The organism is Pantoea sp. LMR881, from assembly GCF_027157825.1.
In the GTDB taxonomy this organism is placed as follows: domain Bacteria; phylum Pseudomonadota; class Gammaproteobacteria; order Enterobacterales; family Enterobacteriaceae; genus Pantoea; species Pantoea haifensis.
This window is the reverse complement of the sequence record NZ_JAPVOK010000002.1, coordinates 3,695,750-3,707,678: the sequence shown is the minus strand read 5'-3', so window position 1 is coordinate 3,707,678 and position 11,929 is coordinate 3,695,750. Positions and strand designations below refer to the sequence as shown.

Annotated in this window: 12 protein-coding genes, 1 pseudogene and 1 other annotated feature; of the genes and pseudogenes, 11 read left to right on the top strand and 2 right to left on the bottom strand. The window is 49.2% G+C overall.

Annotation, left to right across the window (positions count from 1 at the left end):
* Positions 1 to 180 precede the first annotated feature (180 nt).
* Positions 181 to 1,596 carry a glutamine synthetase family protein gene (locus O3W44_RS19190; RefSeq protein ID WP_269294299.1) on the bottom strand — a complete coding sequence of 472 codons (1,416 nt, stop codon included), beginning with the start codon at positions 1,594 to 1,596 and terminating at the stop codon, positions 181 to 183.
* Between the two features lie 205 nt (positions 1,597 to 1,801).
* Between O3W44_RS19190 and puuD the strand changes: the two genes are divergently transcribed.
* From puuD to O3W44_RS19155, 7 genes and pseudogenes are all read left to right on the top strand, one after another.
* On the top strand, positions 1,802 to 2,563 hold the full coding sequence (puuD, locus tag O3W44_RS19185; RefSeq protein WP_269294298.1) for a gamma-glutamyl-gamma-aminobutyrate hydrolase: 762 nt from the start codon (positions 1,802 to 1,804) through the stop codon (positions 2,561 to 2,563).
* Entirely contained in the window at positions 2,560 to 3,117 is a 558-nt protein-coding gene (puuR, locus tag O3W44_RS19180; protein WP_269294297.1) for an HTH-type transcriptional regulator PuuR, read from the top strand. Before puuD ends, puuR begins: the two co-directional genes overlap by 4 nt.
* 26 nt (positions 3,118 to 3,143) lie before the next feature.
* Complete coding sequence (locus tag O3W44_RS19175; protein WP_269294296.1) at positions 3,144 to 4,421, top strand: NAD(P)/FAD-dependent oxidoreductase; 1,278 nt, start codon at positions 3,144 to 3,146, stop codon at positions 4,419 to 4,421.
* A gap of 130 nt (positions 4,422 to 4,551) precedes the next feature.
* Entirely contained in the window at positions 4,552 to 4,911 is a 360-nt protein-coding gene (locus O3W44_RS19170) for a GtrA family protein (protein WP_269294295.1), read from the top strand.
* A pseudogene (locus O3W44_RS19165) lies at positions 4,908 to 5,845 on the top strand (glycosyltransferase family 2 protein). The gene O3W44_RS19170 and the pseudogene O3W44_RS19165 overlap by 4 nt, the downstream one beginning before the upstream one ends.
* Positions 5,838 to 6,719, top strand: a complete 882-nt coding sequence (locus O3W44_RS19160; protein ID WP_269294294.1) for a glucosyltransferase domain-containing protein — start codon at positions 5,838 to 5,840, stop codon at positions 6,717 to 6,719. Before O3W44_RS19165 ends, O3W44_RS19160 begins: the two are co-directional and overlap by 8 nt.
* Positions 6,710 to 7,303 carry a hypothetical protein gene (locus O3W44_RS19155; protein WP_269294293.1) on the top strand — a complete coding sequence of 198 codons (594 nt, stop codon included), beginning with the start codon at positions 6,710 to 6,712 and terminating at the stop codon, positions 7,301 to 7,303. The genes O3W44_RS19160 and O3W44_RS19155 overlap by 10 nt, the downstream gene beginning before the upstream one ends.
* A 156-nt stretch (positions 7,304 to 7,459) precedes the next feature.
* Here O3W44_RS19155 and O3W44_RS19150 read toward each other — a convergent pair whose 3' ends face one another.
* Positions 7,460 to 8,287 carry an SDR family oxidoreductase gene (locus O3W44_RS19150; protein ID WP_269294292.1) on the bottom strand — a complete coding sequence of 276 codons (828 nt, stop codon included), beginning with the start codon at positions 8,285 to 8,287 and terminating at the stop codon, positions 7,460 to 7,462.
* A 179-nt stretch (positions 8,288 to 8,466) separates the two neighbouring features.
* Between O3W44_RS19150 and hisL the strand changes: the two genes are divergently transcribed.
* The 4 genes from hisL (at position 8,467) to hisC (ending at position 11,928) form a co-directional block, all read left to right on the top strand.
* Positions 8,467 to 8,514, top strand: coding sequence for a his operon leader peptide (gene hisL / locus O3W44_RS19145; protein WP_100396937.1), 48 nt, complete (start codon positions 8,467 to 8,469; stop codon positions 8,512 to 8,514).
* Positions 8,490 to 8,610, top strand: a sequence feature (His leader region). It overlaps the preceding gene by 25 nt.
* A gap of 43 nt (positions 8,611 to 8,653) precedes the next feature.
* On the top strand, positions 8,654 to 9,553 hold the full coding sequence (hisG, locus tag O3W44_RS19140; RefSeq protein WP_269294290.1) for an ATP phosphoribosyltransferase: 900 nt from the start codon (positions 8,654 to 8,656) through the stop codon (positions 9,551 to 9,553).
* Positions 9,554 to 9,556: 3 nt separating this feature from the next.
* Positions 9,557 to 10,861, top strand: a complete 1,305-nt coding sequence (hisD, locus tag O3W44_RS19135; protein WP_269294289.1) for a histidinol dehydrogenase — start codon at positions 9,557 to 9,559, stop codon at positions 10,859 to 10,861.
* Positions 10,858 to 11,928 (top strand): histidinol-phosphate transaminase, encoded by a 1,071-nt coding sequence (hisC, locus tag O3W44_RS19130; protein ID WP_269294288.1) that lies wholly within the window; start codon positions 10,858 to 10,860, stop codon positions 11,926 to 11,928. Before hisD ends, hisC begins: the two co-directional genes overlap by 4 nt.
* Position 11,929: the final 1 nt, after the last annotated feature.

Here is an 11,929-nt window from a genome sequence, read left to right as displayed (position 1 = left end):
ATCTATCCGGGTGCGTGCCCGGCCTCGGTTAAGTCGGCAAAAAGCTGTTTGTAAAAACACAATGCAAAAAAATAACCGGCGCGGTTAGCGTCGGTTATATTCTTTTTTGCAGGGCGCGTATTTTGCCTCAAACTATTGGCTAAGCACAAGATGTTGGGGCATCAAATGCAAAAAAAGTCCTTACGCATTTTTCAGCATCCAGTCTATTTCGGTGGCGGTGATTAAACGCTCAAACTGCATCAGCTCGTAATTTTTGCAGCTGTACCATACTTTGCCAAAACGCTCGCCCAGCAGTTTTTGTAGCGGATAGCTGTTTTCAAACTCATACAGCGCATCGCTTTGACGAATCGGTAACGCCAGCCCTTCCGCTTCGTGTCCGTTGCCTTTCACCGGCTGCGGTAGCGGTAAAGCATTATCCAGTCCGTGGAGCATACCGGCCAAAATCGCTGAAACCACTAAATAGGGATTGGCATCGGCACCGGCCACGCGGTATTCGATGCGATGATTTTCAACATCGCCACAGGGAATGCGCAGCGCCACGGTGCGGTTATTGTGGCCCCACGAAGCCTGAAGCGGCACAAAGGCTTCCGGCACAAAGCGGCGAAAAGCATTTACATTGGGGGCCAGAAGAGCCATAGACGCCGGCATTAAGTCGATCATCCCTGCCAGCACGCGCTTCAGCAGCGGCGAATCACTGCCGTCATCACAGGCAAATGCATTGTGATCGGCTGCATCCAGCATACTGATATGCACATGCATGCCACTGCCCGCATATTCTTCGTAGGGTTTAGCCATGAAGGTTGCCGTCATGCCGTGATTTTCCGCTACCTGGCGAATCAACCGTTTTAACTGGATGGCATGATCGCAGGCTTTCAATACGTCACGCGTGTGATGAAGATTAATTTCAAACTGGCCTGGCGACGCTTCTGCCAGCGCGCCATCGGCAGGAATGCCCTGCAGTCTGGCTAAATCATCAATATCCCGTAATACATCGGCAAAGTGGTCAAGATTATCAACGGAATAGACCTGACTCTGCATGTTGCGCTCATCACTTCCGGGCGCACAAGGCGGCTGAATATAGCCCTCCGCATCACGCTTTTTATCCACCAGATAGAACTCCATCTCTACCGCTACCACCGGAAATAATCCACGATTGCGTAGCTGTTGCCACAGCTGATTCAGGACATTTCGGGGTTCAACGTCAAAGGGAGTGCCATCTTGGTTGCGCATGGTTAGCAGCAATTGAGCGATATGTTTAGGATCGGATGCTGAGGGAGCTAAGGTATCAAGAACAGGCAGGCAAAGATTATCTGGTTCGCCGAGCGATTGCCCCAGCCCGGCTTCTTCAACAGTGTTGCCCAGAATATCCATAGCAAACACTGAGGCGGGAAAATAACATCCTTTTTCGAGCTTCGGTAATGCAGAAACAGGAATACGTTTACCGCGAAAGACACCATTTAAATCATTTAACAGGATATCGACATACTGCGTTTCTGGATGGCGCTCCAGCCAGGTTTTCACCTCAAGCTGGAACGCGCTGGTTCGTCTCTCTTCACTGTGACGCGTAAAGTCTTCTACTTCTACCAGGTTTGTCATGATCTTACCCGCCCCTTTATAGGTTTGCGCAATGCTCAAAATAACAGCCACTCTTCTAACATAGCGCCAAGACAAAAAGTGTGCAAATGTTACAAATCTGTTTGAAGAGCGAAGCGCGGATTGCTAGATTGGTAAAATATTGAACATTTTGTCGCCATATCCACCCCGCCGGTTAATATTTTGAACAGCAATGCGAGGGAAAGTAATGGGCATTATTTTTAACAAACCCTTGATTGGCGTAGTGATGTGCCAAATTGATAAAGGCGGCCATCCCACGCAAACAGTGCATAACAAATACCTCGACGCCGTCATATCAGCGGGTGGCGTTCCTCTTGCACTGCCACATAATTTGATGGATGTCCCTCTTCTGTTAGAAACCGCGTTATCTGTTCTGGATGGCGTACTGTTGACCGGCAGCCCCAGTAATATTGAACCCTGGCATTATGGCGAGGAAGGCAAGGAGCCACAAGCCGATCCAGGCCGCGATCGACTGGCTTTTAACCTCATTACGCATGCAATCGGTAAAAAAATGCCGCTGTTTGGCATTTGTCGTGGCATGCAGGAGTTAGTTGTTGCCAACGGCGGTGCGCTTTACCGTCAAATCAGCCAGCATCGTCAGTTTCAGCGCCATCATGAAGATCTCGCGCAGCCGCTTGAGCAGCAGTATGCGCCTGCGCATGTGGTAATGATTGAACCTGACGGCCTGCTTTACCGCTTGCTCAACAGCACCACGCTGGCCGTGAACTCCTTACATCAACAAGGGATCCGTGAAACAGGTCCACAACTGCGCATCGAGGCGCGCGCCCCCGACGGCCTGATCGAAGCGGTCAGCCTGCGCCATCACCCCTTTGCGCTGGCAGTGCAATGGCATCCTGAATGGCACGCAGAAAGTGTGCTGGCCTCGCGTCAGTTGTTTGAAGGATTTATCCGGGCAGCTCTGATCTATCACAAGGAAAAAACACCATGAATGATGCCACTCTGACCCCCGGACGACGCTTATCACAGATCCGGCAAGAGTTGGGATTGTCTCAGCGACGCGTCGCTGAACTGGCAGGTTTAACACACAGCGCCATCAGTACTATTGAGCAGGACAAGGTGAGTCCGGCAGTCAGTACCTTACAAAAGTTATTAAAAGTGTATGGTTTGTCGTTATCGGAGTTCTTTTCTGAGCCTAAGCATCTTACGACGCCCAAAGTGATTGTCGGGCCGGAAGATTTGCTGGAAATCGGCAGTCAGGGCGTCTCGCTGAAATTAATCGATAACGGACAGACCAAACGCACGCTGGGCATGTTGCTGGAGACCTATCAGCCGGGTGCCAGCACAGGTGAGAAGCTACGCCACCCCGGCGAAGAGACCGGCACACTACTGGAAGGCGAAATTACCCTGGTGGTGAATGGGCAAAGTTACCATCTCTATGCGGGCGAGAGTTACGTTATCGATACCGGTTTACCGCACAGCTTTACCAATACGGCCGATCAGCTTTGCCGCATTGTCAGCGCCCATACGCCGGCCAATTTCTAATAACGGTTGAGCATCAGGAGGTTGTGATGAAATACGTGGAGAGTTATTACGCTGCAACAGCCAATCCTCATGCGCCATGGCCGCTGTTGCAGGACAGCATCCTGTGTGATGTCTGTATTATTGGCGGTGGCTTCACTGGCCTTTCCGCCGCGCTTTATCTGACCGAAGCGGGTTACGACGTCGTGGTGCTCGAAGCAGCGCGCGTCGGCTATGGGGCCAGCGGTCGTAATGGCGGCCAGGTGGTGAACTCATACAGCCGTGATGTGGATGTTATTGAGCAGCGTTACGGTAAAGAGAGCGCCCGCATGCTCGGCAGCATGATGTTTGAAGGTGCGGAGATCATTCGCGATCGCATTGATCGTTACGCTATCGCCTGTGATTACCGTCCCGGCGGGATTTTCGCTGCGCTTAATGCCCGACAAATGGGCCATTTATGTACTCAGGAAAAATTGTGGCAGCAATATGGCAATCACGATTTGGAATTGCTGGATGGACGCGGCATTCGCCGTGAAATCGCCACCGATCGTTACGTCGGCGGTTTGCTCGACAAGCGCGGCGGTCATCTGCATCCTCTTAATCTGGCTCTGGGCGAAGCAGAAGCGATTCGTCGCCACGGCGGCCGTATTTATGAACAATCAGCGGCACTGAATGTAGCTTACGGTACGCCGAATCGCGTGAAAACCGAACAGGGTGAAGTCACGGCAAAATATGTAATTTTTGCCGGCAATGCCTATCTGCCGACCAGGGTCGAACCGCGCCTGAGTGGTAAAAGTATGCCCTGCGGCTCACAAATTGTGGCTACCGAACCGCTGAGCCGCGATCAGGCGCTGGCCTTACTGCCAAACAATCATTGCGTGGAAGATTGTAACTATCTGCTGGATTACTTTCGTCTGACTGCCGACAATCGTCTGCTGTATGGCGGTGGCGTGGTCTACGGAGCGCGTGAGTCTGGCGATATTGAGGCGCTCATTCGCCCGAAGCTGCGTCGTACCTTTCCGCAACTGCAAAATGTGAAGCTGGATTTTGGCTGGAGCGGTAACTTCCTGCTCACGCTGTCACGCATGCCACAGTTTGGGCGCCTGGAAAATAACGTCTATTTCATGCAGGGCGACAGCGGTCACGGCGTTACCTGTACGCATCTGTCAGGAAAATTAATCAGCGAAGTTCTGCGCGGCGATGCGGAACGTTTCGATGCATTTGCTAATTTGCCTCATCTCCCCTTCCCCGGCGGCCGCCGGTTTAAGATCCCGTTAACCGCAATGGGCGCAGTGTGGTATGCGATCAGGGATCGGTTGGGGGTTTAAGTTCTTTTAGCTAACGGGCAAACAGGGCGGCAAATGTCGCCCTTTATCATTCATGCCTTCACAGATTATCGAACTTGCTATCGCACGATTGTAATGACAAGATCGAGCTCTTTGAAATTTGGGCTACGAAATGATTAAGTTGTTTGCCAGATATGCTTCGATAGGGGTTTTAAACACTCTCATTCATTGGGCCGTCTTTGCCGCTATATATGCGTGTGGATTTAAGCAGTCACTTTCTAATTTTGCTGCCTTTTGTATTGCAGTTACGTTTTCGTTTTTTGCGAATGCCAAGTGGACTTTCAACAGCGAAGCGACAACGGCACGATATATCCTTTACATCATTTTTATGGGCGCAATGGCGACATCGATAGGCTGGTTAGCAGACCATATGCATATAAACCCGCTAATAACACTGGTAATTTTCTCTGCAATTAGTTTGGTTTGTGGCTTCATCTACTCTAAATTTTTTGTGTTTAGGGAAAGTAAATGAAATTATCTTTGATTGTCCCGGTATTTAACGAAGAAGAAACAATTCCGCTTTTTTATAAGGCTGTGCGCGAATTTGCGCCTTTCAGTGCTTATGACATTGAAATCGTTTTCGTTAATGACGGTAGCCAGGACCGTACAGAAACAATCCTTAACCAACTCGAAAAAGATGATGCATTAGTAAAACACATCTCTTTCACCCGTAATTTTGGCAAAGAGCCTGCACTTTTTGCTGGGCTGGAAGCAGCTAGCGGGGAAGCGGTTATTCCAATAGATGTTGACTTACAAGATCCTATTGATGTGATTCCCGACATGATTGAAAAGTGGCTCGACGGTGCCGATGTCGTCCTTGCTAAACGCGTTGACCGCAGCACTGATTCACATTTAAAAAGGAAAACGGCAGAGTGGTTTTATAAACTGCATAATAAAATCAGCTCACCTAAAATTGAAGAAAATGTAGGCGATTTTCGCCTTATGTCACGCAGTATTGTTGAGAATATAAAACTCCTGCAAGAACGCAACCTCTTCATGAAAGGTGTTTTAAGCTGGGTTGGTGGAAATACTGAGGTAGTTGAATATACCCGAGCAGACCGCGTGGCGGGAAAAACGAAATTCAATGGCTGGAAATTATGGAACCTGGCTCTTGAAGGTATTACCTCCTTTTCAACCTTCCCGCTTCGCATGTGGACTTATATTGGGCTTTTTGTCGCTACTGTTTCCTTTTTTACGGTGCGTGGATGGTTATTGAAACCATTATTTGGGGAAATCCAGTCAAAGGTTACCCATCCATTATGGTCGCCATCCTTTTTCTTGGCGGCATTCAACTTATTGGTATCGGTGTTTTAGGTGAGTACATTGGCAGGATCTATATAGAAAGCAAAGGACGCCCGAGATTTATTTTACAGAAGACAGTGAAGGATAAAAAATCTGATGTTTAAACTTAATCAGTACTCATTTTCTAATTTTAAAATAGCTTTTATATTAGCTATATTATCCTATTTTTTTGTCTATGGATTTGAAATCACCCATTTTACGCTTTCTATTGATGAAGAGCCTTTAGACAATTTTTTCCAAACGCTTTCAGCAGGTAGATGGGGCCATGCTTTATTACGTCATTATGTTTTACCTGAACCCTACGTTCCCTTTTTTACCACCGCTTTCAGCTTACTTGTTCTTTCCATCTCAGCGGCATTTTGTGCAACATATCTAAGCTTAAACAAGTTACAGTCAGCAGCATTTGTTATTATGCTTGCGGCCATGCCACAGTTTGCTTATCAACTCGAATTTTCTAATCAAGCCGATACTGTATCTTTAGCTTTTTTATGCTCTGTTTTATCACTCTTCATGCTTGAGTCGTTTAACCTGGCTCGATATGCTATCTTTATCATCTTAACGATCCTTTGCCTCTCTGTTTACCAATCTATTTTTTTGTTCGCTGCCACGCTTCTCTGTGTAAAATTAACCATTGATTCACTCCAAGAAAAAATTAATTTTAAGGATGTATTTAAACGTATAATTATTTTTGGCGCTCTTGTTTTAATTTCTCTCGTAATCAATAGTTTTTTATCTAAATGGATTGCTTCTTTTTACAATGTTCAGATTTCAAGCTATCTGTCTTCCATGATCGGATGGGGTAAAAGAGATATTTATTCCATATTTAAAAGCGTGCTGTTTTTCATAAGAGATTGCCTGGCTTTTAAATATGCCTATGGCATGAATTCATTTCCTTTTGCTCTACTGTGGCTTCTTGGAATTATACTGCTTGCTGTTAAGCGCAAAAAAACACCCTGCTGGTGTCATTTATGGCGTTAGCAACTTTATTGTCTGGTTTTTTACTTAATTTTGCGATAGGTTCCGACTTACCGCCCAGGACCATGACTCAGTTACCCTTAGTATTTGCAGGATTATTTGCAACTCTCCTGGTGGTTTTCAGATGCAAGCCTGCTATTCTCATCGTTCCGGTGATATTCTTATGTGTCGGTGCGGCAGCATCAAATAAGCTTTTTTACAGTGATTACATGGCAAGAAAATCTGATAGCTTTTTTGCACAACAGCTAATTACGGCGATTTATCAGAAATATCCAAACTTTGATGTAAATAGCAATCCTGTTTATTTTTATGGCAGCTACTCCCCGATTAATTCCTGGAAAATCCCTAATGCTGATGTTTTTGGTCATTCTTTCTTTGAATGGGATGGAGGAAACAATCGCAGAATGTATTTGTACTTTTCAACGGCTAATTTAATAAAATTTGTCGAACCGAATGCTCAGCAGGTTGATCAATCAATTCAGGCTGCAAAAGTGATGGCGACCTGGCCAGCAAGAGAGTCTATCAATAAGGTAAATGGCGTTGTGATTGTAAAACTAAGCGACAAATTAAGTCCTTACAACAGATAACTATTTTTCTGGACAGACTATTTATTGAAGATTTTATCAATCTGAGTTCGCAAAAGTCGAACTCAGATTTTTACAAACTGATATCAACAACGGTGACAGCTGCAATCTCCTTGAAACAGGTGCTCAGGTCTGGTTGAAAATTAACTGAGTGTAGCTTTACTCCAGCGGCATTTTGCCCGGATCATCATAGATATATTCAAATCCCAGCTCACTACAGATCCGTGTGCCATCAATCAGTTTGCCGCTGTCATTGCTTTCTTCAGCTAAAAATTGCGGCGGCTCTAGCCCTAGCTGACGCGTTACAGTGGAATAAAACGTCGCACGCGACGGATGTTTTGGCGCACACAGATTGAAAACACGTCCGCCCTTTGGCGTTTGCAGCAACAGCATGATCGCTTCAACAACATCATCCAGGTGCACTAAATTTACCCCGTGTGAACCGTTTGCCACCTCTTTCTTACCGGCTAAAAAACGCCCCGGATGACGTTTCGGACCAACCAGACCTGCCAGACGCAAAATATCGACGCTGGTGCCGGGTAAGTCATGTAGCCAGCTTTCCAGTGCTACCAGCGTTTTCCCCGCCAGCGTTTCTGGCTGAAGTGCGCTGTTTTCCTTCATTAAGCCTGAATGGCTGCCATAAACAGAGGTTGAGCTGGTAAAAATAATACGTGGCACGTTATACACCAGCGCGCTGTCTACCACGTTCTGCACTGCCTGCAAATATTTTTCGCCGCCCTCTGCTGTGCGGCTGGCGGGCAAAGTTACTACCAGCGCATCCACATTCAACAGCGGTTCGATATCTTCCGCGTCGCACATCATCTCTGGCGTCAGCTCAAGCTGAAATGCTTCGATACCACAGCGACGGGCCGCATCAACGCCATCGGGCGTGGTTTTGCTGCCGGTTACCTGCCAACCGCGCGCTGTCAATGCTGTTGCCAGCGGCATGCCCAACCATCCCAGACCTACAATCGCGACCTTTTTCATCTCAACTCCCGGCTTTGCACAACATAATGTTATTCATACTAGTGCTGTGCTGCGTTGCAAACCAGTTCAATCTGTTTCGGCTCTTTCTGAATGTAAAGATTAAAAAAGGGTTGCCAATCGCAGTGAACCTGGTTAGGTTAATCAGCACATAAATGAATACTCATTCATCTGGATTTTATATGACACGCGTTCAGTTCAACCACCATCATCACCATCATCCTGACTAGTCTTTCAGGCGATGAGTGCTGGGAGACTGTCAAGATCTTCCAGTGGTGTGAACGCAAGAGAACCCCCGGAAGATCGTCTTCCGGGGGTTTTTTTATGGGCTGACGTAACCCAACAGGATTGCATAAGAGGACAGGAATCATGTTAGACAATACCCGTTTACGCATAGCTATGCAGAAATCAGGCCGTTTGAGTGATGATTCACGCGAATTGCTGGCGCGTTGTGGCATTAAAATTAATCTTCAGCAGCAGCGTCTGATTGCTTTTGCTGAAAATATGCCGATCGATATCCTGCGCGTTCGCGATGACGATATTCCGGGCCTGGTGATGGATGGCGTCGTAGACCTGGGTATTATCGGCGAGAACGTTCTGGAAGAAGAGTTATTAACCCGCCGCGCACAAGGCGAAGATCCACGCTATTTCACCCTGCGTCGTCTTGACTTTGGGGGTTGCCGTTTGTCGCTGGCGATGTCGGTTGATGATGAATACACCGGCCCGCAATGTCTGCACAATGCCCGCATCGCCACCTCTTATCCTCACCTGTTAAAAAAATATCTCGATCAAAAAGGCGTAAGCTTCAAAACCTGTATGCTTAATGGCTCAGTTGAAGTAGCCCCGCGTGCGGGTCTGGCTGATGCCATCTGTGATCTGGTGTCAACCGGTGCCACGCTGGAAGCAAATGGCCTGCGTGAAGTTGACGTTATTTACCGCTCTAAAGCGGTGCTGATTCAGCGCGATGGTGAAATGCCAGGCGCGAAGCAGGAGCTGATCGACAAGCTGATGACGCGAATTCAGGGTGTGATTAAAGCACGTGAATCGAAATACATCATGATGCACGCGCCGAGCGAACGTCTGGAAGAGGTGATTCAGCTTTTGCCGGGTGCCGAACGTCCAACCGTTCTGCCTTTAGCTGGCGATCAAAGCCGCGTAGCGATGCACATGGTCAGCAGCGAAACCCTGTTCTGGGAAACCATGGAAAAACTGAAAGCGTTGGGTGCCAGCTCTATTCTGGTATTGCCCATTGAGAAGATGATGGAGTAAGCCATGGCCTTTGCAACCCCAATCGACTGGCAAGCGTGTAGTAAAGAACAACAGCAGGCGCTGCTGATGCGTCCGGCTATCGCGGCATCCGAAACGATTACCCAAACGGTACGCGAGGTTCTGGAGCAGGTTAAAACCAACGGTGATGACGCCCTGCGCGCCTTCAGTGCTCGCTTTGATAAGGCGCAGGTTGAAGATCTGCGCGTTACGCCGCAGCAAATGGAAGAAGCCAGCGCGCGACTGAGTGATACACTGAAGCAGGCCATGGCTGTTGCCGTCAGCAATATTGAAACCTTCCACAATGCGCAAATTCTCGCGCCGGTTGATGTGGAAACACAACCCGGTGTGCGCTGCCAGCAGATTACCCGTCCGGTAAAATCGGTGGGTCTTTATATTCCTGGTGGCTCCGCACCGCTGTTTTCGACGGTTCTGATGTTAGCCACACCCGCGCGTATTGCCGGTTGTGGTCGCGTGGTGCTGTGCTCTCCGCCGCCGATTGCCGATGAGATCCTCTACGCGGCACAGCTGTGTGGCGTAAAAGAGGTGTTCCAGGTTGGCGGTTCGCAGGCTATTGCTGCTCTCGCCTTTGGTACTGAAACCGTGCCGCGCGTGGATAAAATTTTTGGTCCTGGTAACGCTTACGTAACCGAAGCTAAACGTCAGGTCAGCCAGCGCCTTGATGGTGCGGCGATTGATATGCCCGCCGGCCCGTCTGAAGTGTTAGTGATTGCCGATGAGGACGCAACGCCCGCCTTTGTCGCCTCCGATCTGCTGTCACAAGCTGAACATGGCCCCGATTCTCAGGTGATTCTGCTGACGCCGTCATTAACCTTAGCGCAGGGCGTTGCCGAGGCAGTCGAACAGCAGCTGGCGCAGCTGCCACGCGCAGCTACTGCACGTCAGGCGCTGGAAAGCAGCCGCCTGATTGTGGCGCGCGATCTTGAACAATGTGTTGAGATTTCAAACCTGTATGGCCCGGAACACCTGATTATCCAGACTCGCCAGCCACGCGATCTGGTCGATTCAGTTACCAGCGCCGGTTCGGTGTTTTTGGGTGACTGGTCGCCGGAATCAGCGGGTGATTATGCTTCAGGCACCAATCATGTATTGCCGACTTATGGTTATACCGCAACCTGTTCCAGCCTGGGTCTGGCCGATTTCCAGAAGCGTATGACGGTGCAGGAGCTGACGCCGCAAGGCTTCCTCAATCTTGCTGCCACCATTGAAACCCTGGCTGCCGCAGAACAGCTGGATGCCCATAAAAATGCCGTTACCTTGCGCGTTGCCGCACTGAAGGAGCAAGCATGAGCCTGAATGTTGAAGATTTGGCGCGCGCCAACGTGCGCGCCTTGACGCCCTATCAGTCTGCACGTCGTTTGGGTGGCAACGGTGACGTCTGGCTGAATGCCAATGAGTTTCCGCTACCAGTGCCGTTTGAGCTATCGCAGCAGACCCTGAACCGCTATCCAGAATGTCAGCCCAAACAGGTGATTGAACGTTATGCGGCCTATGCTGGTTTGCAGCCAGATCAGGTGCTGGTCAGCCGGGGAGCTGATGAGGGTATTGAGTTGCTGATGCGCGCATTTTGCGAGCCGGGCAAAGATGCCATTCTGTTCTGTCCGCCCACTTATGGCATGTACAGCGTAAGCGCGGAAACCATCGGCATTGAGTATCGCACCGTTCCGGCACTGGACAACTGGCAGCTCAATTTGCCTGCGATTGCTGACAAGCTGGATGGCGTAAAACTGGTTTATATGTGCAGCCCGAACAACCCAACCGGCAATCTGATTAACCCAGACGATATTCGCCAGTTGCTGGAGATGACTGCCGGTAAGGCGCTGCTGGTAGCCGATGAAGCTTATATTGAGTTCTGCCCGGAAGCGACGCTGGCAGGATGGCTGAAAGATTATCCACATCTGGTGATCCTGCGCACCCTGTCAAAAGCGTTTGCCTTGGCTGGCCTGCGTTGCGGCTTCACGCTGGCGAATAAACCGGTTATCGATCTACTGCTGAAAGTCATCGCGCCTTATCCCCTGGCAACCCCAGTAGCCGATGTAGCGGGCCAGGCACTGAGCGAACAAGGCATTGCATTGATGCGTGAACACGTGGCTGAGTTAAATGCGAATCGTAGCTGGCTGCTGGCGCAGTTAAATCAGTGTGCCTGCGTCGAACAAACCTTTGCCAGTGACACTAATTACGTGCTGGCACGCTTTACCGATTCGCCGGTGGTATTTAAAACCCTGTGGGATCAGGGCATTATTTTGCGGGACCAAAACAAAAACCCGGGCCTGTCGGGATGCCTGCGCATTTCCATCGGCACGCGTGAAGAGTGTCAGCGTGTGATTACCGCGCTGCAAGCCTTATCTGTGGAGTAAG

Bases quoted from the DNA above. Each gene is read 5' to 3' on its own strand.
- O3W44_RS19190 (WP_269294299.1), bottom strand. From the start codon at position 1,596: ATGACAAACCTGGTAGAAGTAGAAGACTTTACGCGTCACAGTGAAGAG.
- puuD (WP_269294298.1), top strand. From the start codon at position 1,802: ATGGGCATTATTTTTAACAAACCCTTGATTGGCGTAGTGATGTGCCAA.
- puuR (WP_269294297.1), top strand. From the start codon at position 2,560: ATGAATGATGCCACTCTGACCCCCGGACGACGCTTATCACAGATCCGG.
- O3W44_RS19175 (WP_269294296.1), top strand. From the start codon at position 3,144: ATGAAATACGTGGAGAGTTATTACGCTGCAACAGCCAATCCTCATGCG.
- O3W44_RS19170 (WP_269294295.1), top strand. From the start codon at position 4,552: ATGATTAAGTTGTTTGCCAGATATGCTTCGATAGGGGTTTTAAACACT.
- O3W44_RS19160 (WP_269294294.1), top strand. From the start codon at position 5,838: ATGTTTAAACTTAATCAGTACTCATTTTCTAATTTTAAAATAGCTTTT.
- O3W44_RS19155 (WP_269294293.1), top strand. From the start codon at position 6,710: ATGGCGTTAGCAACTTTATTGTCTGGTTTTTTACTTAATTTTGCGATA.
- O3W44_RS19150 (WP_269294292.1), bottom strand. From the start codon at position 8,287: ATGAAAAAGGTCGCGATTGTAGGTCTGGGATGGTTGGGCATGCCGCTG.
- hisG (WP_269294290.1), top strand. From the start codon at position 8,654: ATGTTAGACAATACCCGTTTACGCATAGCTATGCAGAAATCAGGCCGT.
- hisD (WP_269294289.1), top strand. From the start codon at position 9,557: ATGGCCTTTGCAACCCCAATCGACTGGCAAGCGTGTAGTAAAGAACAA.
- hisC (WP_269294288.1), top strand. From the start codon at position 10,858: ATGAGCCTGAATGTTGAAGATTTGGCGCGCGCCAACGTGCGCGCCTTG.